Here is a 23,690-nt window from a genome sequence, read left to right on the forward strand (position 1 = left end):
AGCGGTATAGCGGCCGACCGCCGCTCATCGTGCCGCTGGCGGTCATGCCCCGGTTTTTTCGACCGGATGAAAACCCGCCGCTTCGATCGCAGCCAGCAGACTCCCGGGCGCTGCGCCTGAGTTGATTTTCACGTTCCGCGTGGCGACGTCGATGTCCACTTTCGCGCCGCTATCCAGATTCGTTACCGCGCGCGTTACCGCAGTGGCGCATCCGCCGCATGTCATGTCGCTGATCTGCAGTTCCATATGCTTCTCCTTCGGTGGTCAGTCGGAAGCCTTTAGCTTCGACGTTCCCACGGTGGCAAGGTCAAGCGTCAACTGACTCAAGACGCGATAGCGTGACGACGGCAAGCCGAACCCGACGCAATCGCAACCAGTATGACGCGCACCCGCACGCTCGACGGCGTCGCTATCCGATCGTCAAGGTTGGCGTGACCTGTCGCTTCCGATCGATGCTGGAGGCGCGCCGGGGAGAACTCCGCCCTGCACGCAAATGAGAATTCGTGGCTGTAGAGGCTAAAAATGTACAGCAGCTGGTACACGACGCCGATGATGGAAAAGAACTGGTGATAACGCCTGTTGCGCGTCGCGATGGCGATTGCGCAGCCGGCGATAAAGACGATTGCCCGTAAGGCATACGCCATCCCAAGATGCAGGTAGTACTGACGCCCCTTCAGGAGCGTATCCACGAGGTCGAGCGCGAACAACGCGATCAGCAGGCCAAAAAACCACTGGCGCCGTGAGTAGAAGTACTCCTCGTAGCTGGGATAGTCAGCCATCGAGTCGGGAAACAGCATCGCACACGTCATGTAGATCAACACGGCGTACGCGATCGTGAAGAGGTATATCGCAAAGCTCCAGTACCTCAGCTCACGGAGCCAGAATTCCCACCACCAGTAGTGCAGAACGTAGATGAACATGAAAAGGGCCCACATCATATGCACCCAGTAAATCTTCTGCTTTCCCGGATGCTGGATCATGTGGGCCGCGCTGCGCAGCAGATGGGTCAGCCCGAGGCTGATGACCACTCCGACGATGATGCGTACATGAGCGTACAGATCCATGTGACGAGATCCGGAAGGGCTGCATGCGCATGCCATTATGAGCGCAACATGCGGTGAATCCTGAAGTCATGCGCCGGGTGAGGGTCCGCTTACGTTCTCGATTGTTTCAGGCGGACCTCTGACTTTTGCTCCTTCCAGCAGCGGCTGGCGCCTCAGACGCTGAAATCGGCCGCCATGTCCTCATCGGTACGCGCTTCCAGTTTGCCCGACCGGCACGCGTGAAGAAAAGCGTCGTAGTCTTTCTCGTTCTGCTTCGAACAGGCAAGCGAGTAATGCACGAGTGCCTCTGCGAACTGGTCGCCTTTTCCCATGTAGCTCGCCAGTTCTACCGCTTTGCCGCCCGCTTTCGCATGGGCACGCGCCAGGACCCACGCGCACACTCGCGCATACCCCTCCAGCATGGTCGTATCGAAGAGTTCGATAGCGGCGGATACTTTCATGTCGCGAAGTTGCCGAAGGTAGAAGTGACGACTTTGGGGGCCAGTCGTCCAACCGAGAAATATGTCGCTGGCCGCCTGCAGCAAGCGCTGCCCGACTACCACGCGCTGTCCTTCGTGGCCCAGCCCGGGGGCGTTGAAATACTGGGCGACCACCGATGCGCGCGCTTCCTTGATCTGCAGGAAGAGAGGCTTTCCCCAGCTATCGATCAGAAGCATCACGAGGCAGAACGTCCCGACGCTGCCCACACCGACAACCTTGAACGCAATGTCCTCTACGGTAAACCTGGAGAGCAGTTCCCGACGGTCGGGCGCGAGCGTGTCGAGGTATTCGTGCCACGACTTGTGGAGCTTTTTCTTCCAGGCGTCCGTTTCGGCCCAGTCGCTCTGAGCGCCGAGGAGTGAGTTCGGGCCGGCCGGGTGAAAGAGCGCGGGCGGCGCGTCGCGCATGATCCATCGGCCATCCTGCTCGACGGCCATCTTGCTGAGTACGCTCTCGTGCGTCCGTCCGGCCGCCTTTTCCATGCCCTTGCGGACCAGACGGCGACCTTCGGGGGTGACTGCCGTTTCGATCATCCCTTCGAACGTAATGCGCTCGTACCAGAGTTCGAGTGCGCTGCACTGCGCATACTGGGCGATGCGGTCGCGATAACTGTTGACGACGACCATCACCAGATCGCTTGCGACGCCACGACCGAGGCCCATGTGCTGCGCGGCGATGGCGAAACTTGCCGCGAGCCGCTTGATGTCCCATTCCCATGGGCCGATTGCGACCTCGTCGAAGTCGTTCAGGTCGAAGATAAGTTGACGCTCCGGCGTGGCGAACCCGCCGAAGTTCATCAGGTGGGCGTCCCCGCAGATTGGCGAGACGATGCCGGTGTTCGGTGTCCCGCTCAGGTCATGCGCCTGAAGAATGGCGCTGCCGCGAAAAAAGGTGAACGGCGAAACCGCCATCCGGCCATAGCGCAACGGAACGAGCGCCTCGACCCGTCCCTGGCTGCTACGTTGCAACAGTTCGACGGGGTCGCGATCGACTTTGCCCACTTCGCGATGCTCCGAGCGCTTCGTGCGCTCGCGTGCTTTCTGGCCTGCCGCCCGTTTATCTTCGATACTTTCCAGGTCAGCCATCGCAGTGCTCCTGAAGGGTGTGGCGTTGGATCGAAACGGCGAGGTACGCTGTTACTTTACATCGGCGCCATCCCGCGAAACCTGCGCGGCAGCGGCAGCGACAAAGACGGCTCGTACCGAGTCGCCCACCTTCAGGTTATCGAGCGACACGTCCGGTGCAACATCGAGCACCTCAGTGCGGGTTGGCCCCCGTAGCGTGACCTGACGGTGTTTGCGATCGATCTTCTGCACGGTCGCCAGTACTTCGACCCGACGAGCGGTAGCGACGACACCGCCTGATGCAGGCATAGCGGTTTCGGTGTCGATGCGTTCGCGAATGCCACTTGTCGCGACCTTGTCGACGCCGATGAGAATCGCGTTCTTGTAGGCGATGTCCACGACATCGCCAATTTGCAGTTTCTTCACGTCCGCGACTTCCGGGTTCACCTCGATGACCGCGACGTTCCCGCGCGGCCCACGCAGCGTCACGCTGTTCGAATCCGGCTCGATACCAATGACACGCGCCTGAACGTGGGCTAGCGCTGCCGCGCCGATGACCTGTTGACCCTGCTCAGGGTTGGCATCCTGAGCCATCGCCGGATACGCGGAAGCGACCAGAAGCGCGAGCGCTACCTTGGTTGCGGTCGCACGATGCCGGCTCGAATTCGATGTGTTGCACGTCATGACAGACTCCTTTTTGTGGCTGCCTGGCTACTACGGGAAGGGGTTGAAAACCGGGCTGCAAGCGATCGCCGACATCGATGAAATGACATCCGTGTCGTGGCTGTATCGGCTGGCAAGCTGGTTCCCTTCAATGCGGGGCGCGCTGGCGCGGTGCGCATGCGTATCGGTCGTCGAAATCCCGAGCAGCAGGACCGCTGCGAAGCAGACGGCGATATGGACGGCAGGGGTGGTGGCTGCCGCCTTGCTGCCGGCACAACGGATTTCAGGAGCATCCCGCTGCGTTTCCGGCGTCGGGAAATGCGTTGCCACGTGCGCATAGACACGAGCCCGCTCGGTATCGACAATCAACCGTTGCTGCTTCATCGTCGCGTTGTGGTAACGCGGGTCTCCTGCAACAGCGGTGTATTCGTCCAGTCGATGTTTCCTGAATCGCTGGAAGAATTCAGGTCCTGGCAGACCGTTGTCGCGCGCGAGCAGCACGCCGTAGTCGGCCTGCTGAGAGTCGGAGAGATGTTGAAGCACAGACTCGAGCGCGGCGTACCTGGCGGCGAGGGGTATCGTGTGCGGGAAGATCGAGTGAAAGCGGGTATAAGGCAGTACGCGCCTGTTTCTGGCCGCGTGCAACAGCAAACGGGTCAGATGCGTAGTCAGAGTGGTATCCATCGGCTTTCTCCAGCGTGTTCCTTGCGCGCGGACCCTGGCGTCACGCGCCGCCTACCTGCATGGCGTGTCGCCCGGACCTGGCCGCGGACAAGGCGGTTCGGAGTGTTCACAGGACTCCCCCTCAGGTTTGGTTCAGGGCAGCCATGCGCTCATTGCTTTTGCGGCGCCGGAAATTTCCACGATCCATCGAACACCGTCGCATCGGGCCCATAAATCCGGGCGATAACGATGTATGGGCCATCGGGAGCGGGAAGCCAGTTCGATTCCTCGTCCTTGCCAGGCGACGCGTGCTGGATGTAGATATCGAGCGAACCGTCGTCGTTGTATTGGAGCCCTTTGGTCCGGTCGCCGATCGAATAACGATGAATCGGGTTGGCCACGAGGTGCCGGCCGGGCAGGTCGTACATCGTCATTGACCAGAAGAACTTCGCAGGAGGGAGGTCTTTTTTGTCGAAATGAATCACGTAGGGTTGAGAGCCCAGCAACTGCTGATGATCGGCGTCGACACGTGTGCCGACATACACCGCCTCGTCCTTCGTGTTGCCGTAGATGCCCATCGCCGCGGCAACCGCGCGCTTCATGTAGTCGCCATTCAGGTCCTCCCGCGAGCCGAAGAGGTCGAATGAGCTTGTTGTGTGCTTCTCCGCTTCGGCAAGCGCGGCCTTGCCGTCGTCTACGCCCGCTTCAATGGCCTCTCGCGTTTCCGGCGGCAAGCTTGACGCATCGAAGTGCCTGCGCGGGCCAATGCCGATCTTCGCGAAGCGCTGCATCAAGTCGACTTCCGACGGGGCAGTTGGTTGCGTGAATTGCAGCAGGAAATTGAGGTATGCAATGAAGTCGATCGATGTTGCCTTTGCTTCATCCCATTTGGGGAATGTCAGCTTTGGCGCTGCCGGCGGCGGCGCGCCATGCTCAAACGCAGACAGTGGCGTCAGCCTGTAGCCCTTCTGAATCGCCTGGACGTTCTTCACATCCGACGGACCGTTCAACGCAGTGCGCCCGAGCGTCAGGATGAAATCCGTCTCCGAGCGGAAGACCTGGTCGACGCCCCTGGGCGTCTTGCCCTTCCAGTTGGGGCCGGCGAACAGGTAGTGGCCTGCGCGTTCACCCGTCGTGCGCGAGCCGACGTACGCAAAGTTGTAGGTGAAGAGGTCGATCGACTGGAATACGTAATAGCGTTTGTCCTTGATAGCCGGAACCGTGAGTACCCATGGCTCGCTTCGCAGGTCGAGCCAGGCCCACGAGTAGGGTGTGTCGTTGTTGGGCGTAACGATTGCCCTGTTCTCCGGACCATATGGCCGGGAGTAATTCCGGAACTTGCCGAAGCCACCCACCCAGGTTCTCGCTTTGGTGTCAACGGCTTGCTGGTACATCGTCTTGTAGTTGAAGAGCATGGGATACGCGTAGATGAAGGCGTCTTTTGCAATGCTGCGTGCCTCGTCTGGAGAAACCGTCACGCCTGCCGCTTCGGAAGAGCCCGTGGCCTGCGCCTGCACGGGCGGCAGCGTCAGCAACGAAAGTCCCAGGACAAGTGCTCCTGCCCGAACGACTGTCCGAAGGTTCATGGTTCCCGCCTCTGTGGGTCTGTCCGCTACTATCCGAAGATTATGTTCAGGCCGGCAAAAATCTGCCATCGGGATACGCCATCCCCAGATTGCGCGACCGAATACTGTGGTTCGACGAGCGTGTTGAAGATGATCGAGCCAGCGTTCCATGCCTTACCGCCACCGGGACCGACCGGCATGTAATCGTTGCCGCGCTGAAGGTCGAACGTCCAGATTCCGGTCGAGCGGAGATACGAGCCATCGGGAAGGTTGAAGATGCCGAACGGAGTGTCATCCGGAAGATCTGTGGCTCCGGTACCAGGCCGTTTGGCCCAGGCGGCAGGATGGGGCGCAGCAGGAAATCGTTGGGTCGAGCACTTGCGTCGAACAGACCCGGCGCGAAATAGTTCTGCAGATTGAATGAAGTTGCCAGATTCAGCGGGTTGTTACTCCGGTTCGCGTCTTCAGCCGCACTTTGCGCCCATGTAAAGGTATTTGAGATGCAGAAAAAAGCGGGGGCTAATACATTTAATAGGTTTAAACGGCTTCTTAACATCGTATTCCCCGCGCATTATAAAAAGACCAATGCCACTCTTCGCACAAAATGGCTGTGCGGGAAAATCAACGCGAAAAGCCGCCGCCTTGTTTGGAACGTGACGGTTTAAGCGAGCCGTGGCCAATCGATGACCGGGCGCATGCAGCGGAGCGCCGCAATCGGCGGTGCTGCGTTAAACGGGGCGAGAATGTGGAGCCATACAACGTTCCTCAGAAAACGTGGCAGGCGCACTGTGAAGCCTGTGCGGCGGGACTTTGAACAAAGGCCTTACTAGCCGTTTCAGAACGATAGCTAACGTACCAAAATAAATCAAGGCGAATTGTAGGTTATTTGAAATATGTAGCGAGCGCCCAGATTGTTTCAGGCGATAAAACGGGGATGGTTGCCATAGTTCACGTGATATAGCGCGTCAACGCAATTATTTTTCCTGAGGCTTTACACGAAGCAGACGAAAACATTTATTAGTAAGCGTGCCCGGCTTCGGCATCCACCATTGAACGCAGTTCGTTGCGGCTTTGGCCGGAGGAACCGTGCAGCGGCGATTCAACGGGCAACTGTACGAGCGAGCGCGCATGGCTGAAAGACGTACCGCCGTGTCGCGGGCCTGAGAGTTCCCACCCATGGGTAATCAAATGCCTACTCGAACTGACGAACTGCCAAGCGTCGTGCGAAGGATGGCCGCCGGGCAAATGCTGGCGCAAGGCGCGTCCATTCCCGAGGTCGTCGAAGCGTTGCGCATGTCCGCGGATACGGTCAGGCGCTATAAGGCCATTCTGGACAGGGGTGGTCTTGAAGCCCTGAAGCAGGTGAGCGTGGGCGGACGTACCGCGGCGCTGGACGAGCATGCACTTCGGTGGCTCGCTGCTGCCTTGCAAGGCTCTGCACGCGAACATGGATTTCCGACCGACGCCTGGACCAATGCACGTGTGCGCGAGGTCATAGCGACGCGTTTCGGCACGAAGTATTCAAGGGTCCATACCTGGCAAATCGTGACGAATCTTGGGTTGTCGCACCGGTTGTCAAAATCGACTCGCTAGGCGCTTGCGCCGATGCGCTGCGCCGACTGCGGCCGGCAGGTTGAGCGGGAAGCATCGTGCGCGAGATTTTTTGACGGCGATGTCGATTTCGGTTATCACGATTCGTCGTATTGACAGAGAGCGGCCGTCGATTCTGGACCGACTTCGGGGTCGTGCGGCCCCAACAACCCATTCAAGGAGAATTGACGATGCGCGTCATGGTGATGGTTAAGGCTACAAGCGAGTCGGAGGCCGGCAAAATGCCGGGCACCGAGCTGCTTGCAGCGATGGGCAACTTCAATGAAGAACTCGTCAAGGCAGGCCTGATGCTCGCGGGCGAGGGCTTGCACCCGAGTTCCAGGGGCAAACGGGTGCGTTTCTCGGGTAGTCAGCGGACCGTGATCGATGGGCCGTTCGCCGAAACCAAGGAACTCGTCGCGGGATTCTGGCTGTGGCAGGTCAAATCGATGGAGGAAGCCGTCGAATGGGTCAGGCGCTGCCCCAACCCCATGGAAGGCGAGTCCGAGATCGAAATTCGCCCGCTGTTCGAGGCCGACGATTTCGGCGCCGAATTCACCCCCGAGCTGCGCGCGCAGGAAGAGCGCCTGCGCGCTGAAGCCGAAGCCGCCGCGCACAAGCCGCGCTGAAGCGAGCACGTAGAGCACGTAGAGGCGCCAGCACGGCGCCTCGTCGACTTCGGCTCTTGCTCATGCGAACTGCTCCACAGTGGGCTGTCACGCAGTTCCGCCTCATCGCTCGTCCGTGCGGAGGGCGGATTCCAGCTCGAACGTCTTCAGTTCGTGCTGTTGCCTCGCGCGACTGCACGCCTCAGTGCCGGCATTAAATCCCCCGCAGGTACTCGACGATTCTCATTGGTCGTGCAACACACGGCGTAACCGGTTACATGGTCGCCTGACGACACGCTGACAAAAGCGACGCAGTTTCAATTTCCGCGGGCGCGAGTCGTCTGAGCAGCATATGACTCTCGTTCACAGGCGAGGCGAATACTGCCTCGTCCGTCGCGCGCGGGAGTTTTGCGAGTACCTGTCATGCCTTTTCTTCCGGCAAACCCGGACCCGGGCGCGCGGCGTCGCCGCACGCTGCGTCGTCCGTCTGGCAAAACGTCAACTTCGCAGGGAGATGGCGACCTTTGCGCGCGGCTGACAAGCTGGGTGAAGACTGCCGGTTCGTTGATTCTGGTGATCTGGCTGCTCCTGACCGTCGGTATGCAGTTGAAGCCGCGCACGCTGGTTGAGCCAGTCGCAGTGCCGAAAAGTCTCGCCGAGCGGGGTGTGACCGGAGAGGTCGTTCAGCAGCAACTGGCAGCCCGCCTCAACCAGGTCCTGTCGGAAGCCGACAGCGAGATGCCCAGCCAGATCCGTGAGAGTATCGAAGCCGACGAGCCCGAATCGAGCGTCCAGTTGCTGAACACGGGAATATCGCTGGACGCGGTCGCCTACTATACGAAGCGCATGTTCGGGATCAACGATGTCTACATCCGCGGTTCGCTGAGCCCGACGGCCAGCGGGGTCTGCGAATTCGCCATCACGATCAGCCAGGGGGCGCTGGAGCAGTCGTTTGCCGTGACGTCTTCAGACAACCAGATGCGATGCGCCGACGTGAAAGACAGCACCGGGCCGACCGCGCAAAACGCGGCATCGGTGGAGGCCACGACCGATCGGCGCGATCTGGTTTCCCTGGCTGCGGACCAGGTCATGGAAAAGCGCAATCCGTTCGTCTATGCCGAGGCGCTGTCGAACCGCGACCGCATAAAGTGCTACGAGCATGGCCCTCAATGCGACTACCGCGACGCAGTGGACGCCTTCAACGGGATACTCAACGACGTGGAAGCCTCGCATTACTACAAATGGAGCTGGCTTGCGCTATCGAAGATCCATGAAGATCGGGGCGAATACGCCAGCGAGGTCCAAAGCGCGATGCTGTCCGTCGCAGAAGATCAGACCTTCGCTTGGGGGTACTACAACTGGGGCATCGGACTGGCCGAACTGGGGTGCGGCGAGCAGGCGCTGGAGGCGTTTCTGACGGCGGTGAAATATCGTCCCGCGACGCCAGCTTTCGCCTTTGCCTACAACGCGGCCGGGCGGCAGGCACTCAACCTCACGCTCACCGACCGTGCGCTGAGCCGCGACGACGTGATCAGACTGCGCAACTACGCCACGAGCTACCTGATGACGGCCACGGAATTGCAGCCGGATTACGCTGAAGCCTACGTCAACCTTGGCGATGCAATCGCCGACCTGCCTGATCGTGCTTCGCGCGAGGAGGCGCGAGACCAGTATCTCACTGCGATCCTGCTTCAGTCGCAACAGGTGTTGCGTGCTGTCGCATCGATGAAAGCACATGAGTTCGAGGTGCCGGTCCACCTCGCGCAAGGCCCGTCGCAGTCGATTATTGATGTGCTCAGGTCCAACCGTACACTTCCGCCGGTCTGCCGTTACGATAGCTTTGCGCGCGCTCTCCGGGACAGCAACGGTTGCCTGTCGCCCGCACAGCCGCAGATCATGCGCGACAAAGCCCAGGTTTCGAAGGCGGCGGCGCGCGTCGAAGCGGGTTACGGCCGGGAGGACTGTCGGTTCGTCAGTGTTGCGAACAACGTCGGCAATCTGCAGCCTTTCGTGCTCAACCCGGTGTACAGCGAAGCGGAGCCGCGCAGCGGCAGCAAGCCGGTGCTGATCTGGCCTTGACGGTGTGCCTCGTACACACCCGCGTTGCGGATTCGCTCTCGTCTCCTGGACTGGCTCACCTCCTGGAAAGGCTCACCTCCTGGAAAGGCTCACCTCCTGGATTGGCTCACCTCCTGGAAACGCTCACCTGGATGACTGCGTCTCCTGGAATTCCTCACCATCCTGGAACTTCTCACCTTTCCGTGTCCCTGCGGCAGGGCAATACGACTGGGGACAGCCTCAAGCCGCCGCTCGATCAGCGAATGGCTGACGGGTGCCGGGCGAGTGGCGTGACCTGCATCGTCATGTAGGGAAAGAGCGGCAGGGCGGACAGCAGCGTGTGCAGCTCGTCGTGCGTTTCGACATCGAAAATGCTGTAGTTGGCGTATTCGCCTACCACGCGATGCAACTGTTGCCACTTGCCATTTCGCTGCAGGTCTTGCGAATAGGCCTTTTCGCGCGCCTTGATTTCGTCCGCCTGTGCAGAGGGCATGTCCAGCGGCAAATGAACGTCCATTCTGACGAGGTAAAGCATGATGTTTCCTTGAAGATATTGGCCGTGTCGTGCGACCGCGACCGCTCGGCGCGCAGCGCACACAAACGAATGAGGATTTCAGGCCGCCGCGGCGGGACGTGATGTCACGCGAACAGAATCGCGGCGATAGAACGCCAGCTTGTCCTCGTCGATGACAAGACCCAGGCCCGGTCCCGCCGGAAGATGCAGGTCGAAATCACGGTACACGGGACGTTCGGTCACGATGTCGTCTTTCACGAGCAACGGACCGAACAGTTCAGTCCCCCATGCGAGTTGCGGCAACGTGCAAAAGCCATGTGCGGCGGCGAGCGTGCCGATGCTGCCTTCGAGCATCGTGCCGCCGTACAGTGCGATACCCGCTGCGTCGCCAACCGCTGCCGTGCGCAGCATCCCGTGAATGCCGCCCGATTTGGCGATCTTCAGCGCAAACACGTCGGCGCAGGCGCCGCGCACCAGTTCGACCGCGTCTTCCGGGCCTGTCAACGCTTCGTCGGCCATGATCGGCACCACAAAACGGGCGGCGAGTCGTGTGAGCGCGCCGCGCTGTTCGCGCGGCGTCGGCTGCTCGATCAGATCGATGCCGGCGGCTTCGAGCATCGCAATGCCGGTCGCCGCATCGGCCTCATTCCAGGCCTGATTCACGTCGACGGTCACGCGGGCGCGCTCCCCCAATGCCCGCTTGATTGCCGACACGTGCGCCACGTCATCGCGCACGCTGCGACGGCCGATCTTCAGCTTGAACGTGTTGTGTCGGCGCCCGGCGAGAAGCGTCTCGGCTTCGTCGATGTCACGTTGCGTGTCCCCGCTGGCAAGCGTCCACAGCACCGGCAAGGTTGGCCGCACCGCGCCGCCCAGCAGGGTCGAAAGGGGTACGCCAAGGCGTTTCGCCTGCGCGTCGAGGAGCGCCGTTTCGAGCGCGCACTTGGCGAAGCGGTTGCCGCGGGCGATCTTGTTCAGACGTGCCATCGCCGCGTGGACGTTGGTCGCGTCGAGCCCTGCAAGTGCCGGTGCGAGATAGGTATCGATGGTCAGCTTGATCCCTTCCGGACTTTCATCGCCGTAGGAGAGGCCGCCGATGGTCGTCGCTTCGCCGATCCCTTCGACGCCATCGCTGCAGCGCAGCCGCACGATCACCAGCGTTTGCTGCTGCATGGTCGCCATCGCCAGCTGATGGGGGCGTATGGTGGGCAGATCCACCAGGATGGCTTCAACGGAGTGGACAGTTGGGTTCATACCTTGCCGATAGAGATTGTGAGGTCGACTTGAGTATGCACCCCATGATTTCGGCCTGTCCAAGACCGATCACGTCTAGCTTGATACCTGGCGGGTATTGTCGAGCGGGGGCCTTAGCCCTCGTGCGGCGGGAGATAAGTCATTTCTTCTTCGTCGTAGAGCGCGTAGATCAGTTCGAGCATGGCCTTGACGTCCTCCGACTCGTCGAGCATGCGCATGCTCATGATGATGGGCGAAACGAGGTTGGGATCGTCGAGTTCCCGGTAGCTCACGTCGTCGCGTTTCAGGCCGTGCACGCTGCTGGGCACGATCGAAATGCCTTCGCCGGCGGCTACCAGCCCAAGCGCGATCTGGAGTTCACGTGTTTCATAGATCCGGTAGGGCTTCAGCGCGCGGTCATGAAAGGCAGCCAGCACCTGGTCGGCGTAGCTTGGGCGGGGTGCCTTGGGAAAGATGATCAGCGTCTCGCCGATCAGGTCATGCAGCGACAGCACGGGCTTTGCCAGCGAAAGTGAATGACCGACCGGCAGCGCCACGATCATCCGTTCCTCGCGCAACACCACGCGCCGGATGCTCGGATCCTCATGACGGATCCGGCCGAAACCGACATCGATGCGGCCTTCCTTCAGCGCCTTGATCTGGTCCATCGTGGACATCTCGTGCAGGCTCAGTTCAACCGCGCTGTTCTCGCTGCGAAAGCGCCGAATGATCTTCGGCAGCATCCCGTAGAGCGTCGAGCCGACAAAGCCCAACGACAGGCTCCGCTCGATTTTCCCAACCCGCTTCGTCATCGATTCGAGCTCGGCCGTCTGGGCGAGCAGCTGAACCGCGTGCTGGTAAAAGAAGCGCCCGGTATCGGTCAGCTTCAGTGGCCGCGCATTGCGCTCGAACAGCTGGACCCCAAGGGCTTCCTCGAGTTGCTGAATCTGCCGGCTGAGCGGCGGCTGCGCGATATGCAGGCGCTTCGCGGCGCGGGTGAAATTGCATTCCTCTGCTACGGCGACGAAGTAACGCAGATGGCGCAGTTCCATGACCATACCTTTGAGATATCAACCCAATACTAAAACGGTGTTGGACGACCCGAACAGCCGCCAATTATTCTGCCACTACGGTTGACGCCACAGCGAATTATACCTTCTGAGCATTATCTCTTCAGGCATTCGATTGCGGCGCCTGTCCTCACGGAAGCGGCATGGGTCGTGATTCCCGTGCATACCAAAATCAGAGATCAGGAGCAGACAATGACTCATCCAGAAATCGAGGCCCTCGTGAAAGGGTTCATCGTCGACACCGCCAAAGGGCACGTCGACCAGCGCATTCAACAGGTCGCGGTTCGTCTGACCGCCGACCTCTTCAAGGCCATCGAGGATCTCGATCTGAGCCCGACCGAAGTGTGGAAGGGCATCGAGTATTTCTCCGAGGCGGGTGCTTCGCAGGAACTGGGGCTGCTGGCTGCGGGCCTCGGACTCGAACGCTTCCTCGACATCCGGATGGACGAGGCCGAAGCGAAAATCGGCCTGACCGGCGGCACGCCGCGCACCATCGAAGGACCGTTGTACGTGGCCGGCGCGCCGAAAGGTGAGGGCTTTGCGCGGCTTGACGACGGCACCGAAGCCGACAAGGGCGATGTGCTCTTCATGCAAGGCACCGTGCACGATTCGAACGGCAAGCCGCTGCCTGGCGCTCAAGTCGAAGTCTGGCATGCCAACCTGCTCGGCAATTACTCGTTCTTCGACAAGACCCAATCCGATTTCAATCTGCGTCGAACGATCGTCGCGGATCGCAATGGCCGCTACCAGTTCCGCAGTATCGTGCCGGTCGGCTATGGTTGCCCGCCCGAAGGCACGACGCAGCGCCTGCTCGACAAGCTCGGCCGTCACGGCCGCCGGCCCGCGCACATTCACTTCTTCGTCTCCGCACCCGGCCACCGCAAGCTCACGACGCAGATCAATATCGATGGCGACGAATACCTGTGGGACGACTTCGCGTTCGCCAGCCGGGAAGGGCTCGTGCCGGAAGTCTCCCGCATCACGTCGCCCGAACGGATCAAGGCACAGGGCGTCGACAAACCATTCGTTTCGATCGATTTCGACTTCCGCCTGAATGCCGAACATGCGACGGCGCCAGCCGTTGAGGTTGAGCGCAAGCGCGCAGTGGCCTGAGGGCAGTACCCAGGCGAGCTGCCAGACAGGTTGCCGAGGCGCGCCGGGCGCAACGCATGCCCGGCCATCCCAAGATTCCGGAGACACGTGATGATTCCGATTTACCCTGACCATAGTCCGAAGCTCAAGCACATCGACGACTACCTGGTGGAAGACGAGGTGCGCGGCGACTATCGTCTTCATCGCAGCGCATTCACCGACGAGGCGCTGTTCGAACTCGAAATGCAGCACATTTTCGAGGGCAACTGGATCTATCTCGCGCACGAAAGCCAGATCCCGAACAACAACGACTACTACACCACCTACATGGGCCGTCAGCCGGTGGTGATCGCGCGCAACCGGCAGGGCGAGCTCAATGCGCTCATCAACTCATGCACGCACCGCGGCGCGATGCTGTGCCGCCACAAGCGCGGCAACAAGGCAACCTACACGTGCCCGTTCCACGGCTGGACCTTCAACAACAGCGGCAAGCTGTTGAAGGTGAAGGATCCGGAAGGCGCCGGTTACCCGGAGTGCTTCAACAAGGAAGCGTCGCACGATCTCAGGAAGGTGGCGCGCTTCGAAAGCTATCGCGGCTTCCTGTTCGGCAGCCTGAATAGCGACGTGCAGCCGCTCGAGGAATACCTCGGCGAGGCCGCACGCATCATCGACATGATCGTCGACCAGTCTGCCGATGGGCTCGAGGTGCTGCGCGGCTCGTCGACCTATACGTACGAAGGCAACTGGAAACTCACTGCGGAAAACGGCGCGGATGGCTATCACGTGTCGGCGGTTCACTGGAACTACGCGGCCACCACCAACCATCGCAAGCAGGAAAGCGTGCGTGAAGACAACATCCGCGCGATGGATGCGGGCAACTGGGGGCGCCAGGGCGGCGGCTTCTACGCTTTCGAGCATGGCCACATGCTGCTGTGGTCGCGCTGGGCGAACCCGGAAGACCGTCCCAACTTCAGCCGACGCGACGAATTTGCCGCGCGCTGCGGCGGCGAGACAGCAGACTGGATGATCCAGAACTCGCGCAACCTGTGCCTTTACCCGAACGTTTACCTGATGGACCAGTTCGGTTCGCAGATTCGCGTGCTGCGCCCGCTGTCCGTCAACAAGACCGAAGTGACGATCTATTGCATTGCGCCGAAGGGTGAGTCGGACGAAGCCCGTGCGCAACGCATCCGCCAGTACGAAGACTTCTTCAATGTGAGCGGCATGGCAACGCCTGACGATCTCGAGGAATTCCGTGCATGCCAGCAAGGCTATGCAGCCCGTGCGGTCGAATGGAACGACATGTGCCGCGGTTCGACGCACTGGATCGCTGGTCCGGACGAAGCGGCACGCAAGATCGGTCTCTCCCCGGTGATGAGCGGCGTGAAGACCGAAGACGAAGGCCTCTATACGGTTCAGCACCGCTACTGGGTGGAAACGATGAAGAAGGCGTTGGCTGTCGAAGGGAGCCCGGCATGAACACCCGCATGAACAGCATAACGCTCGCCGAAATCCAAGGGTTCCTCTACCGCGAGAGCCGGCTGCTCGACGATGAGCAATGGGACGAATGGCTCACCTGCTATCACCCTGACGCTGTCTTCTGGATGCCATCGTGGGACGACGAAGACAAGCTCGTCACGGATCCGCAGCGCGAAATCTCGCTGATCTACTACCCGAGCCGCCAGGGGCTGGAGGACCGCGTCTTTCGTATCAAGACCGAGCGTTCGAGCGCAACGATGCCGGACACGCGCACCAGCCACAACATTGCCAACGTCGAACTCGAAAGTGAAGAGAACGGCGTCTGCACGGTTCGTTTCAACTGGCACACACTCAGCCACCGGTACAGGACGAACTACAGCTACTTCGGCATGTCGCGCTACGTGATCGATTTTTCGCGTGAAGAGCCGCAGATCCTGAACAAGTATGTCGTGTTGAAGAACGACTACATCAATCAGGTCATCGATATCTACCACATCTGAGCACGCAGGGTTCGGAAGCAGGGTCGAGGAGCAGGTCATGGAACATAGCATTGCGCTTCAGTTCGAAGACGGGGTCACCCGTTTCATCACGTGCCGGGACACGGAGACGCTCGCCGACGCGGCGTACCGGCAAAAGATCAACATCCCGCTGGACTGCCGGGATGGCGCATGCGGCGCATGCCGCAGCTTTTGCGAAGCGGGTCAGTATGATCTTCCCGCTTCGAGCTATATCGAGGATGCGCTCACCGCCGACGAGGCAGAACAGGGCTTTGTTCTGTGTTGCCAGACGCGGCCCCGCTCGGATTGCGTGATCCGTGTGCCGGCTTCGTCCGCCGTATGCAAGACTGGCGTGTCGCGGCATGAAGGCACGCTGGCAGCGGTGGAACGGCTGTCCGACTCGACGATTCATTTTTCGATCGATGTCGACGATGCCGGCAAACCGGGTTTCCTCCCGGGACAGTACGTGAACGTCGAAATACCCGGCAGCGACGCGTACCGCTCCTATTCGTTCAGTTCGCCGCCCGGTGCGTCCCGCGTTTCGTTCGTCGTGCGCAACGTGCCGGATGGCCGCATGAGCCAGTACCTGTCGGCCGAGGCGAGGCCGGGCCAGCGTATTGCGTTCTCGGGACCGTACGGAAGCTTCTACCTCCGTGAGCCCGTGCGGCCGGTGCTGTTTCTTGCCGGAGGCACCGGCATTGCGCCCTTCCTGTCGATGTTCGACGTGCTGGCTGCCGGCGGCAACACGCAGCCGGTCAGGATGGTCTACGGCGTGACGAACGATACCGATCTCGTCTGCCTCGAGAAACTCGACGAAGCAGAGCGCAAGCTCGCGCATTTCGAGTACCGCACCTGCGTGGCGGACGACTCCAGTGCGCATCCGCGCAAAGGCTACGTCACCGGGCATGTCGAGCCGGAATGGCTCAACGGCGGAGAGGTCGACGTTTATCTGTGCGGTCCGGTCGCCATGGTGGAGGCGGTGCGTGCCTGGTTGCGCGACGAGGGCGTGACGCCCGTCAACTTCCATTACGAAAAGTTCTCAGCCAGTACGGCGGTCTGACAGCATGAAGACATTCTCTCGCTTCAAGGATAAGGTTGTTGTCGTCACGGGTGCGGCGCAGGGCATCGGGCGCGGTGTGGCGCTCGGTGCGGCCGACGAAGGGGCGACGGTCGTGCTCTGTGACCGGTCGGAACTGGTGCACGAGGTCGCGAGCGAAATTTCGGTGCGCGGTGGGCGCTGCCTTCCGGTCATCGCGGACCTCGAAACGTATGCAGGCGCAAGCCTGCTGATGCGGGCGGCGCTCGAGACCTATGAGCGCATCGACGTTCTCGTGAACAATGTCGGTGGCACCATCTGGGCGAAGCCCTATGAGCACTACGAGGAAGCGCAGATCGAAGCGGAGGTTCGGCGCTCGCTGTTTCCGACGCTCTGGTGCTGCCGCGCGGTGTTGCCCGCAATGATCGAGCGAAAACGCGGCGCGATCGTCAACGTATCGTCGATCGCGACACGCAGCATCTATCGCGTACCGTATGCCGCTGCCAAAGGCGGCGTCAATGCGATGACTGCGAGTCTCGCGTTCGAACACGCTCAGGATGGCATTCGGGTGAACGCCGTCGCGACCGGTGGCACCGAAGCGCCGCCGAGAAAAGTGCCACGCAATGCCGAACAGCAGAGCGAGCAGGAAGCCGGGTGGTATCAGGGCATCGTCGACCAGACGATCGCGTCGAGTCTGATGCATCGCTATGGGACGATCGACGAGCAGGTCGGTGCGATCCTGTTCCTCGCTTCCGACGAGGCATCCTATATCACCGGCACGGTGCTTCCAGTCGGGGGCGGTGATCAAGGCTAGCGGGAGGCCGCTAGCCGGTGTGGAACGGCTTCGCGGCCTGATTCGGCCGCTCGATGCCAAAACGCTCGTATTCGGAGATCACCTGAGCGCCGAACAACAGAAGCGTCGCCAGCATTTCGAGGCTGAACAGCACGACGATCGATGTCGTCAGCGAGCCGTACACGACGCTCACCTGGGACAACGTTGCGAAATACCACACCAGCACGTGGCGCGTGATTTCCCACAAAAGCGCGGCGGTGATCGCCCCGATCAATGCATGGCGCAGGGAAAGTCGTCCCACTGGCATCACGAGATAGATCGATGTCAGCACGAAAATCTCGCCGGCCAGTCCCAGAAGATAAAGGATCGCACGCGAAACGCCGTGCAGGGACAGATGCATGCCGGCCAGCGCGATGCTGTTGGCGGCCATCGTCTGCAAGCCGTTGGAGACGAAGGTGACGATCAGCATGCCGATGCCGAGAAAGAGGATGTAGCTATATGGAAGCAGCGCGGAAAGCAGGAAGTGGCGACGGCGGATGGCAACCCGGTGCACGAAGATCACCGACATCGCGTTCTCCAGCACGGTAAATGCAAGCGAGCTGAAAAACAGCATGGTGACGAGCAGGACCCAGCCGATCACCGCGCGATGGGTCAGAAAGTTGGCGAGTTCGCGAACGAGCGCGCTGGCCTGTCCGGGCACCAGCCACTCGAGCAGACGCGCAAGCGTATCGAGCAGCATCTGCCTTTCGACGACATGCGACAGCACGATCACGATGAGGATCAGGAGCGGCACGATCGACAGCAGTGCGTAGTAAGCCACCGCGCCAGCCAGCAGCATGCCCTGGTTGGCGCGGAACGCCTTTAGCGTTTGCCAGAAAAATACCCACGGATGTCTCGCGATGTTTCTGAAGGTCGCGATGTCACGGCCAGATAGCTGCTGCATGGCGCCTCCGTCGCTGCGCGTACACAGCATGGAGAAGCAAAGAACGAGCCCGCCAGGGACGATCACGGCTTTGAAGCCCTTGAAGGCCGCGCCGGCGATGGGCGTCTGGCCATTGTCGTTGCGCAGGTCCGGGTCCGCTCCGTGTTCGAGCAGCACGCGCACGGCATCGGCGTGGCCGTGATAGGTCGCCAGCGTCCTCCTGGCCTTCCTCAGCACACATGCCCCGTCGCCGCTGCGCCGGCCGCCATGCGCCGCCGGCCCGAATCCGCAGCGGTCAGTTTGCGAGCATTTCGATGACGCTTACCACCATCGTGAAAACACCGATGCAGCCACCCAGGGTCACTGCGCCTTGCATGAAGTGCGACATACATAACTCCGTAACGATAAGTTGAAGTAGCCTATTTAAACTGAACAGAAAGGAAAAAGAAAGGTTCTGATTTCCTCTGATGGCCGCCGGGCTGTATTCGCTCTTGCCGGCAAGCCCATGCTTAGCGAGGATGGGCGATCACGCTCAACATGAGGAGACAGTCATGGAAGACCCGATTCGCCGTCGTTCACTCGCCGCCGCGCTGTTCTACAAGGACCCGCTGGCCGCGCTCGACTGGCTGGAGAAGGCATTCGGTTTCGAGCGCACGATGGTCATCACGGATAGCGAAGGCTCTGTCGCTCACTCAGAAATGCGATTCGGCGATAGCTATCTGATGATCGGCAGCGAATGGGCCGAGCACACCGCGAGTCCTGCTTCCGTGGGTGGCAAGAACACGCAGGGCGTGCACGTTCAACTCGAGGCCGACATCGACAGGCATTGCGAACGCGCCCGTGCGGCAGGCGCCGTGATCGTGCGCGAACTTGCCGACCAGTTTTATGGCGATCGCGTGTATGCTGCGCGCGACCCCGAAGGGCACGTGTGGAGCTTCGGTCAGACGGTGCGCAAGGTGTCGCGCGAAGAGGCCGAGCAGGCAAGCGGTCTGAAGATCGACGGCTGGGTTTGAACGCGCCGGGCAACACGCCGCCAGTGTCGTTCGCGACCTCGCGGCCGGCTCACCCGACCTGAAGTTTCGGCCTACCATGGTTAGCACTGGTGCAGGCTCTGCTAACTTCGACGGGACCCGCACGGACGCCCGTCGACTCCGCAGCGCGGATCGCGCGGCGTGACGATCGAGCGCGAAACAAGGAGGGTCCACGATGCGCGCACGAAGTGTGAGCCAGGGGCGGCGCGATTTTCTTCGCAGGTCGGGTGCGGTGCCGTCCACGTTGCTGCTGTTGGCGCTCGGAAAAACCGACGAAGGCCGGGCCAACGCAGTTTCACCGACGCCCGCCTGCGACGACGGCCACGGACCGACGCCGCGGCAGACGGCAGGCCCGTTCTTCCTGCCGCACTCGCCGCAACGCGCATCGCTGCTCGAACCGGGTATCAATGGAACGAAGATCGTCCTGACGGGGCAGGTGCTGTCGACACGATGCAGGGCGGTGTCCGGAGCTTTGCTCGATTTCTGGCACGCTGATGACGCCGGGGAATACGACGTCGAGGGGTTCCGGCTGCGCGGTCACCAATTTGCCGACAACGAGGGACGCTACCGCCTCGAGACCATCGTGCCGGGTCTGTATCCGGGACGCACACGACACTTCCATGTGACGGTGCAAGCGCCGAACGGGCCTACCCTCACGACCCAACTTTACTTTCCGGGCGAGCAGCGCAACGCTCGCGATTTCCTGTTTGATCGCCGACTGCTGATGACGATCGACGACCACGGCGGGCGCAATGCAGCCCGGTTCGATTTCGTGCTCGCGTTCGCGTAGCGCAAGTCACGGATTTCGATGGCGCCCGGGATTTCATTCCTGTCAGCCGAAGACGCCGGCGTCGAGATCTCTCTTGAAATGCTGCAGCCAATCGCTTTCGTCGCATAACGGGTATTCCTTCGTAACCTGCGTCGATAGCCTGGTTACGCAGACGTAGCCCTGTAGACCGCAGTTCTCGTCACTCCTGGGATCTGTCGTGTCGGCTTCCCGAAGATCGAAATCTCCTTCTGCCAAACCGTTGCGCTGCAAGGTCGCGAGAAAATCTTTGTGTTCATCTGGTTCGATCAGGCGCATGTTCGTCCCCCCGATTTGCTCAACGGAGATATCGTCAACCGATGCCAGTATGCTCCCGGCCGCCGCTTTCGGCTCGAGCCGGGCCGACTCGGTATCATCAAACGCGCCATCGTTGTATAGACTTGAGCCAGGTTGGGGCGCTCCCCAGCGTTGTGAAGGAGCCAGGTCATGCTGACGCAGCGAACGAAGGACATCGTCAAGGCCACCGCGCCCGTTCTGGCCGAATATGGCTACCCCATCATCCAGCGCTTCTATCAGCGCCTGTTCGAGACCCATCCTGAACTGAAGAATGTGTTCAACATGGCACATCAGGAACAGGGGCAGCAACAGCAGGCGCTGGCGCGTGCCGTCTATGCGTACGCGGAAAATATCGAAGACCCCGCAAGCCTGACGGCGGTGCTGAAAAACATTGCCAACAAGCATGCGAGCCTCGGCGTGCTGCCGGAGCACTATCCGATCGTCGGCGAGCACCTGCTTGGCGCCATCAAGGACGTGCTCGGGACCGCGGCGACCGAGGATATTGTTTCCGCCTGGGCACAGGCCTACAGCAACCTGGCGGACATGCTGATGGGCATGGAAAGTGAGTTATGCGAAGGCTCCGCGGAGAGGCTGGGCGGCTGGACCGGCTGGCGCACCTTCGTTGTTCGCGAGAAGCGGCCGGAAACCAGCGTCATCACATCCTTCGTTTTTGAACCGGCCGATGGCGGACCCGTCGCCAACTTCGAACCCGGGCAATACACCAGTATCGCCGTGAACGTGCCGGCTCTGGGTTTGCAGCAGATTCGGCAGTACAGCCTCTCGGATATGCCGAACGGACGCAGCTACCGCATCTCGGTCAAGCGCGAGAGCGGCGGTACGCACCCGCCAGGCTATGTTTCCTGCCTGTTGCACGATCACGTCAATGTCGGAGACGAGGTCAGGCTGGCCGCGCCATATGGCAGTTTCCATATCGATGTGAGCGCCAGGACGCCTATCGTGCTGATCAGCGGAGGCGTGGGGCTGACGCCGATGATCAGCATGCTCAAGAAGGCCATACAGGATCCGCAGCGGCAGGTGGTATTTGTCCACGGTGCTCGCAACGGCGCGGTGCATGCCATGCGCGACCGGCTGCGTGAGACAGCCGCAGCGCATGCCAATTTTCATCTGGTGGTGTTTTATGACGAGCCACTGCCCCAGGATACTCAGGGCCGTGACTACGATCACGCGGGCTTCGTCGACGTCAATCTGATCAAGAGTTCGATCCTGTTGCCGGACGCCGATTACTACATCTGCGGACCGATCCCCTTTATGCGCATGCAACATGACGCGCTAAAGGAGCTCAGCATCCATGACGCCCGCATTCACTACGAAGTGTTTGGTCCGGACCTGTTCGCCGAATAACCACGGCTGGCGTAGACCGGTTAAAACTGTCGCCGTTGCGACAGTAAATGTGTCAATTCGCGACCCCGAGACTGACCGAGGACGGCGTAGCCTTGCAAGACAAGGGTTTCGACCGCGCGAAGTAAAAGTGTCACTGGCGACGGCCGGTTCGTGAAGCGACTCGCGAATTTCACCGCTGTCGGCTGGCAGTTGGAACACAAGCCGGTGGCAGTCCGGTGCCGCGCGCAATGGCTACTTCTCGGTGCGGCCATCAAGCGTCATTCGTCTGCACCGGCGCTCGGACATTGGGACGTCGGTTCCGCCCAGGAAGCGGCCATTCGGTTGGTGATTGTGAACGTTGCTTCAAGGCAGATGACGCGATGGGTCTCGCCGACTGTCAAGCGGCCGTTGACTGGGCGAAGGTGTCGGGAAAACCAGCGCCAAGGGCGCCGACGAGTTGTGAGGTCTATTTGTTTGTTTCCTTGCTACTGGGAGGCGCTCATGTACCGAAGAATGGGACCAGATCTATGGCTGTCCGGCATAGACAGGATCTCCGAGAATAGGGCCACGCTTGCCCCACAAAGTGCGGCCGGCTTATCCCTGTAGTTGGCAGAATGCGCCAGTACATCGGCAGCCCATGGATACTGTTGCAAAACGCTTTCAACCGCTGCCTGCAGGTCGGCTTTTATCTGATCACTCTCGGCGGCGCCTTGTGGATCCGTCGCTGCGCCCTTTGCCAGATCGGCCAGCGCATTCTGGTCCTCAGTCTGGAGATCCTGCGGTAGCAACTTGGGAAGGTCAGGAGGCGAACCGGCATATTGCGGGAACAGCAAATCGGCGCAGTATTGCGGATTGAGTCTTGCCAAGTAACGCATCTCGGCGATCTGCGAACGCCAGTAACGAAGCAGTGGATCGTCCGGCCCCTTGGCGAGGTACCCAGGAATCATTTGACTCGCGACCACTGAATGAACTTCACGCTGAACATCGATCGCCGCCTTCCCTTTCTGAACACCTGAAACGATAACGTCGCGCAGCTTCCGATAGTTCGCTGGGTCATATTGCGCAAGCGTTGAAAAGAGCGGCAGCTTGAGCAAGTTCGATTCCATCTTGTGAGCATCGCTCCATTGACCGATCCCGGAAATGCCAAAATACCGGTCATCCACCACTGAATCGATGATATGCGCCTGAAGCAGTTCGTCCGTACTCGGATACCACATGTCACTCGGTGGTGTAGAAAGCGCCTTGTTGATAAAGCTTTCTGATGCACCCTGGCTTGTCAATGCGCTCCTCAGATCGTCGTTCAGTCCGGTGGCGTTTTCGCCACTCAAGTCGCCGACAGCTGCGCTGTGAAAGCCTAGCCGGCCGTGTTCTCCGAGATACCGCTCACGCCCAGCGAGAAAAGCCATGGAGCACGCACTGACGCAATCAGCCGACGTGTAGGTAATGAGATTTCTTTCCTTGATCAACTTATACAGCAGGTAGGCTTCGTTCATTCTGCCGCCGCGGCTATTCAAATGAATCACCCGGACCCCCGAAGAAGCGTCAAGAAACCTGCGAATCTGCTCGGTCGTGCCGAAAGGCATCCCGCCGGCCAGTTCCAGCTCAGTACCGTCGCGTAGAAGATGGATCTCGTATGGTGGCGTATTGTCGATGCCGGCCAACAACCTGACTGCCTCTCGCATGATCGGGATGCCTTGAGTCGTAAGATCCCCCGCAGCCCGCAGGAGCCCTAGGGAAACGCTGATCAATGGACCAACTGCCCAAGTTGCAGGCGAGATGGCGTCGAACTTTCCAGATGACGAAGCGAATCGACGCTCAATTCAGT

General features: G+C 60.5%; 23 protein-coding genes. 11 read left to right on the plus strand and 12 right to left on the minus strand.

The genetic code is table 11. The annotated features are described in order from the left end of the window. Window positions 1-42: 42 nt before the first annotated feature. The 6 genes from P3T23_RS35430 to P3T23_RS35455 form a co-directional block, all read right to left on the minus strand. On the minus strand, window positions 43-246 hold the full coding sequence (locus P3T23_RS35430) for a heavy-metal-associated domain-containing protein (RefSeq protein ID WP_429320713.1): 204 nt from the start codon (window positions 244-246) through the stop codon (window positions 43-45). A 77-nt stretch (window positions 247-323) separates the two neighbouring features. Then, the gene (locus P3T23_RS35435; protein ID WP_429320714.1) at window positions 324-1,064 is read right to left on the minus strand and encodes a hypothetical protein; all 741 of its coding nucleotides are present in this window, start codon (window positions 1,062-1,064) and stop codon (window positions 324-326) included. A 152-nt stretch (window positions 1,065-1,216) separates the two neighbouring features. Then, window positions 1,217-2,629 carry a DUF2252 domain-containing protein gene (locus tag P3T23_RS35440; protein WP_429320715.1) on the minus strand — a complete coding sequence of 471 codons (1,413 nt, stop codon included), beginning with the start codon at window positions 2,627-2,629 and terminating at the stop codon, window positions 1,217-1,219. A 51-nt stretch (window positions 2,630-2,680) separates the two neighbouring features. After that, window positions 2,681-3,292, minus strand: a complete 612-nt coding sequence (locus tag P3T23_RS35445) for a hypothetical protein (RefSeq protein ID WP_429320716.1) — start codon at window positions 3,290-3,292, stop codon at window positions 2,681-2,683. Between the two features lie 30 nt (window positions 3,293-3,322). Then, window positions 3,323-3,955 (minus strand): hypothetical protein, encoded by a 633-nt coding sequence (locus P3T23_RS35450; protein ID WP_429320717.1) that lies wholly within the window; start codon window positions 3,953-3,955, stop codon window positions 3,323-3,325. A 149-nt stretch (window positions 3,956-4,104) separates the two neighbouring features. Further along, window positions 4,105-5,520: a DUF1254 domain-containing protein gene (locus tag P3T23_RS35455; RefSeq protein WP_429320718.1), complete on the minus strand. Its 1,416-nt coding sequence runs from the start codon at window positions 5,518-5,520 to the stop codon at window positions 4,105-4,107. Between the two features lie 1,167 nt (window positions 5,521-6,687). On the opposite strand from P3T23_RS35455, the gene P3T23_RS35460 reads away from it, so the two are divergent. The 3 genes from P3T23_RS35460 to P3T23_RS35470 all read left to right on the plus strand — a co-directional run bounded on the left by P3T23_RS35460 (window position 6,688) and on the right by P3T23_RS35470 (window position 9,776). Beyond that, window positions 6,688-7,092, plus strand: coding sequence for a helix-turn-helix domain-containing protein (locus P3T23_RS35460; RefSeq protein ID WP_429320719.1), 405 nt, complete (start codon window positions 6,688-6,690; stop codon window positions 7,090-7,092). 188 nt (window positions 7,093-7,280) lie between these two features. Beyond that, a complete protein-coding gene (locus P3T23_RS35465) occupies window positions 7,281-7,718 on the plus strand; it encodes a YciI family protein (protein WP_429320720.1) in 438 nt (145 codons plus the stop codon). A 402-nt stretch (window positions 7,719-8,120) separates the two neighbouring features. Beyond that, entirely contained in the window at window positions 8,121-9,776 is a 1,656-nt protein-coding gene (locus P3T23_RS35470; RefSeq protein WP_429320721.1) for a tetratricopeptide repeat protein, read from the plus strand. 235 nt (window positions 9,777-10,011) lie between these two features. Here the strand turns inward: P3T23_RS35470 and catC are convergent, their stop codons facing one another. From catC to P3T23_RS35485, 3 genes are all read right to left on the minus strand, one after another. Next, the gene (gene catC / locus P3T23_RS35475; RefSeq protein WP_429320722.1) at window positions 10,012-10,290 is read right to left on the minus strand and encodes a muconolactone Delta-isomerase; all 279 of its coding nucleotides are present in this window, start codon (window positions 10,288-10,290) and stop codon (window positions 10,012-10,014) included. Between the two features lie 78 nt (window positions 10,291-10,368). Then, window positions 10,369-11,523 carry a muconate/chloromuconate family cycloisomerase gene (locus P3T23_RS35480; protein ID WP_429320723.1) on the minus strand — a complete coding sequence of 385 codons (1,155 nt, stop codon included), beginning with the start codon at window positions 11,521-11,523 and terminating at the stop codon, window positions 10,369-10,371. Between the two features lie 113 nt (window positions 11,524-11,636). Next, on the minus strand, window positions 11,637-12,554 hold the full coding sequence (locus P3T23_RS35485) for a LysR family transcriptional regulator (protein ID WP_429320724.1): 918 nt from the start codon (window positions 12,552-12,554) through the stop codon (window positions 11,637-11,639). 210 nt (window positions 12,555-12,764) lie between these two features. Between P3T23_RS35485 and catA the strand changes: the two genes are divergently transcribed. The 5 genes from catA (at window position 12,765) to P3T23_RS35510 (ending at window position 17,490) form a co-directional block, all read left to right on the plus strand. Further along, window positions 12,765-13,685: a catechol 1,2-dioxygenase gene (catA, locus tag P3T23_RS35490; protein WP_429320725.1), complete on the plus strand. Its 921-nt coding sequence runs from the start codon at window positions 12,765-12,767 to the stop codon at window positions 13,683-13,685. 90 nt (window positions 13,686-13,775) lie between these two features. Next, entirely contained in the window at window positions 13,776-15,143 is a 1,368-nt protein-coding gene (benA, locus tag P3T23_RS35495) for a benzoate 1,2-dioxygenase large subunit (protein ID WP_429320726.1), read from the plus strand. 8 nt (window positions 15,144-15,151) lie between these two features. After that, on the plus strand, window positions 15,152-15,643 hold the full coding sequence (gene benB / locus P3T23_RS35500; protein WP_429320740.1) for a benzoate 1,2-dioxygenase small subunit: 492 nt from the start codon (window positions 15,152-15,154) through the stop codon (window positions 15,641-15,643). 37 nt (window positions 15,644-15,680) lie between these two features. Further along, on the plus strand, window positions 15,681-16,700 hold the full coding sequence (gene benC, locus P3T23_RS35505) for a benzoate 1,2-dioxygenase electron transfer component BenC (protein ID WP_429320727.1): 1,020 nt from the start codon (window positions 15,681-15,683) through the stop codon (window positions 16,698-16,700). Between the two features lie 4 nt (window positions 16,701-16,704). Then, the gene (locus P3T23_RS35510; RefSeq protein ID WP_429320728.1) at window positions 16,705-17,490 is read left to right on the plus strand and encodes a 1,6-dihydroxycyclohexa-2,4-diene-1-carboxylate dehydrogenase; all 786 of its coding nucleotides are present in this window, start codon (window positions 16,705-16,707) and stop codon (window positions 17,488-17,490) included. Window positions 17,491-17,500: 10 nt separating this feature from the next. On the opposite strand, the gene P3T23_RS35515 is transcribed toward P3T23_RS35510, so the two are convergent. After that, window positions 17,501-18,628: a YhjD/YihY/BrkB family envelope integrity protein gene (locus P3T23_RS35515; protein WP_429320729.1), complete on the minus strand. Its 1,128-nt coding sequence runs from the start codon at window positions 18,626-18,628 to the stop codon at window positions 17,501-17,503. Window positions 18,629-18,942: 314 nt separating this feature from the next. Between P3T23_RS35515 and P3T23_RS35520 the strand changes: the two genes are divergently transcribed. Further along, window positions 18,943-19,404, plus strand: a complete 462-nt coding sequence (locus P3T23_RS35520) for a VOC family protein (protein WP_429320730.1) — start codon at window positions 18,943-18,945, stop codon at window positions 19,402-19,404. 193 nt (window positions 19,405-19,597) lie between these two features. Next, window positions 19,598-20,212 carry an intradiol ring-cleavage dioxygenase gene (locus P3T23_RS35525; RefSeq protein ID WP_429320731.1) on the plus strand — a complete coding sequence of 205 codons (615 nt, stop codon included), beginning with the start codon at window positions 19,598-19,600 and terminating at the stop codon, window positions 20,210-20,212. A gap of 42 nt (window positions 20,213-20,254) precedes the next feature. Here P3T23_RS35525 and P3T23_RS35530 read toward each other — a convergent pair whose 3' ends face one another. Beyond that, window positions 20,255-20,506, minus strand: a complete 252-nt coding sequence (locus P3T23_RS35530) for a transcriptional regulator (RefSeq protein WP_429320732.1) — start codon at window positions 20,504-20,506, stop codon at window positions 20,255-20,257. A gap of 168 nt (window positions 20,507-20,674) precedes the next feature. Here P3T23_RS35530 and hmpA point away from each other — a divergent pair, with 168 nt between their 5' ends. After that, the gene (hmpA, locus tag P3T23_RS35535) at window positions 20,675-21,886 is read left to right on the plus strand and encodes an NO-inducible flavohemoprotein (RefSeq protein WP_429320733.1); all 1,212 of its coding nucleotides are present in this window, start codon (window positions 20,675-20,677) and stop codon (window positions 21,884-21,886) included. A 464-nt stretch (window positions 21,887-22,350) separates the two neighbouring features. Here the strand turns inward: hmpA and P3T23_RS35540 are convergent, their stop codons facing one another. After that, a complete protein-coding gene (locus P3T23_RS35540) occupies window positions 22,351-23,547 on the minus strand; it encodes a hypothetical protein (RefSeq protein WP_429320734.1) in 1,197 nt (398 codons plus the stop codon). Between the last annotated feature and the right edge of the window lie 143 nt (window positions 23,548-23,690).

The sequence above is a fragment of the Paraburkholderia sp. GAS448 genome (assembly GCF_050435685.1).
Classification (GTDB): Bacteria; Pseudomonadota; Gammaproteobacteria; order Burkholderiales; family Burkholderiaceae; genus Paraburkholderia.